Genomic DNA, 3,255 nt, shown 5'->3' on the forward strand with positions numbered 1-3,255 from the left:
ACACGCCTACCGTGCTCGACCCGGCGTGTTTCCACGCCACGCTGCTGATGGCCGTCGCCGACCGGTTCGGAGACCGCGTCCGGCTCGCCGGGCAGGACATCAGCGAGCCGGCCGCCGCGGTCGCGGCGCTGAACCTGCGCGGTAACGCGCACGGCGCGCGGTATGAGATCCACAGCGGCGACTCCCTGCTGGACAACCGGCTCGGCGGGTATCTGGGCGCGGCCGCCGCCGTCGTCTGCGAACCGCCCTTCGACGCCCCACAGTGGCCGTCGGCCGAGCTGACGACCGATCCGCGCTGGGCGTTCGGCATCCCGGCACCACGCGACGGCGAACTGGCCTGGGTGCAGCACTGCTACGCGCACCTGCGTCCGCGCGGCGTGGCCGTCATCGCCGTGTCGCCGCGGACCTGCATCCAGCCGTCCGGGCAGCACATCCGCGCGGCACTGGTGCGTGCCGGCATCCTTCGCGACGTGATCGCACTGCCGGCGGGGATGGGCTCGCTTCCCCACACCGACGTGTATCTCTGGGTTCTGCAACGCCCCCATGGGCCGCCCGACCATGCTGGCGTGCGTATGGTCGACCTGTCGGGGCTGGGCGACCCGGCCGACGTCCCGCACGCGTTCGCAGCCTGGCAGCGTCTGTTCGACGACGCCGATCCGACGATCGTCCGCGCTGTTGCGCGCCTCGGGTTGCTCGACGGCGACACCAACCTGCTGCCGTCCCGCCACGTCGCCACCCGTATCGAGGCGAACGCCGACGACCTGGCCAGCGTCACCGATCGACTGCAAGCCCTCTACGCACAGGTCGGCCGGGGCCTACCCCGCTTCGCCGCCCCCAGCTCGCCACCTCACCATGCTCTCGTGACCTTCGGCGAGCTGGAACGCGTCGGAGCGCTGACGATCCGCTCCCGTGACACCACGCCACGCATCGGCGATCTGCTCCTGCGGACCCTTGGTCGACCACCGGCCGTCGCGACCGGCACGGACGCGGACGACGCCGGTGTCGCCCAGGTCGTCGAGCTGGACACAGCCCGCCTGGACGCGCATTTCATCGCCACGTTCCTGCGGACCGACGCCAACGCGCTGCCGGTGGCCAACACGCTCGGCGCACTCAGCCGGGACGACCTGCGCCGCTGTCGTATCCCCCGCCTGCCGCTGGCCGAGCAACGCCGTTACGGCCACGCTTTTCGCCACCTACACGAGCTCCAGGACGCGCTGTCCGCCCTCGCGACGGTGAGTGCGAACGTGATCGACCAGACCATCCACGGCCTGACGATCGGCGCTCTGAGCCCGGTTTTCCCCCCGGTTTTCCCTCCGGTGAACAATACTGACGACGCCGACGCACCTGACGGCGAGAAGAGAGAGCTGTGACCTCAGCACCCACTCACTCCAGGATGGCCAGCGACATCTGGTCGGTCGCCGACCTGCTGCGCGGCGACTACAAGCGCCACGAATACGGCCAGGTGATCCTCCCGTTCACCCTGCTCCGTCGCCTCGACGCGCTGATGGTGTCGACCCGCGAGGCGGTCCGCACACGGGACGCCGCACTGGATATCCAGAACAAGGAGCGACTGCTGGAGATCGCGGCGAAACTGCCCTTCTACAACACCTCCGCGCAGACCTTCGAGACGATCAAAGGTGACGCCGCGAATGTGGCGAAGAACCTGCGCGACTACGTCAACGGTTTCTCCCCGAACGTGCGGCAGATCCTGGCCCGCTTCGACCTGGACAACGAGATCACCAGGCTGGCGGGCGCGAAGCTCCTCTACGAGGTTGTCGGCAGGTTCGCCAAGATGGACGAGCTCGACAAACTCACCAACCACGACATGGGCTACGTCTTCGAGCACCTGATCCGCAAGTTCGCCGAAGACTCCAACGAGACCGCCGGTGAGCACTTCACCCCACGTGAGGTCATCAAGCTGATGGTCAACCTGCTGATCGCCCCGGACGCCGACACCGTCGCCGGTGACGGTCAGGTCATCAACATCCTGGACCCGGCCTGCGGCACCGGCGGCATGCTGACCACAGCCGCGGACCACATCAGAGCGATCAACCCGAAGGCCGAGGTCTACCTGTTCGGCCAGGAGGTCAACGCCGAATCATGGGCCGTCTGCCAGGCGGACATGATGATGCGCAGCCAGCGCGGCCGCATCCATTTCGGCAACTCCTTCAGCGACGACGGCTACCAGGGCAAACGGTTCGACTACATGCTGGCCAACCCGCCTTTCGGGGTGGAGTGGAAGAAGGTGAAGGACGGCGTCGAGGCAGAGGCCGAACTCGGCTTCGGCGGCCGATTCGGCGCCGGCCTGCCGCGCATCAACGACGGCTCCTTCCTGTTCCTCCAGCACATGATCGACAAGATGGAACCGGTCCGGGGCAAGGGCGCGCGCCTCGCGATCGTCTTCAACGGCTCCCCGCTGTTCACCGGCGCGGCGGAGTCCGGCGAGTCGAACATCCGCCGGTGGATCCTCGAGAACGACCTGCTGGAAGGCATCGTCGCCCTGCCCGACCAACTCTTCTACAACACCGGCATCTCCACGTACTTCTGGATTCTGTCCAACCGGAAGGCCGCGCCGCTGGGCGACAAGGTGATCCTGCTCGACGCCCGCGACCAGTGGGAGAAGATACGCAAGTCCCTCGGTGACAAGCGCAAGCAGATCAACGACGCGCAGATCGCACACATCACCGAGCTGTACGTCGACGCTCTGGCGGTCGCGGCCGACGCCGAGCATCCCGACCACGACGCGGTGAAGGTCTTTCGGACCCGCGACTTCGGTTACCGCCGCATCACCGTCGAGCGTCCCCTCACACTCCGCTTCGAGATCACCGACGACACCCTGGCCGCGCTGGAGAGCGCGAAGGCCCTGGCGAGGTGGGACGGCCGCGAGGCGCTGGTCGCGGCGCTGCGTGGTGCGACCAGCTCGGTCTGGTGGACGAAGAAGGCCGCAGCCGACGCCTTGCACGCCACCATCGCGGCAGCCGGCGCCACCTGGCCGAGCACGGCCACGCTGCTGAAGGGCTTCTGGGGCGCGGTCTCGGTAGCCGACCCCGAGGGCGAGGTACAGACGGCGAAGGACGGCACGCCGCTGCCCGACCCTGACCTGCGCGACTACGAGAACATCCCGTTGGACGAGGACATCGACGCCTACTTCGCCCGCGAAGTCACCCCACACGTCCCGGACGCCTGGATCGACCGCGAGAAGACGAAGATCGGCTACGAGATCCCCTTCACCCGCCACTTCTACGTCTACACCCC

The 3,255-nt window shown here is 67.8% G+C and carries 2 protein-coding genes; both read left to right on the plus strand.

Going from position 1 to position 3,255, the window contains the following annotated elements:
- Positions 1-1,370, plus strand: a 1,370-nt coding sequence (locus U9980_RS26040; RefSeq protein ID WP_322770347.1) for an HsdM family class I SAM-dependent methyltransferase, incomplete at its 5' end; no start/stop codon positions are given.
- 23 nt (positions 1,371-1,393) lie between these two features.
- Positions 1,394-3,255: type I restriction-modification system subunit M (locus tag U9980_RS26045; protein WP_416210400.1), on the plus strand; the 1,862-nt coding region annotated here is incomplete at its 3' end.

Source organism: Protofrankia sp. Cr1, assembly GCF_963555865.1.
In the GTDB taxonomy this organism is placed as follows: Bacteria; Actinomycetota; Actinomycetes; order Frankiales; family Frankiaceae; genus Protofrankia.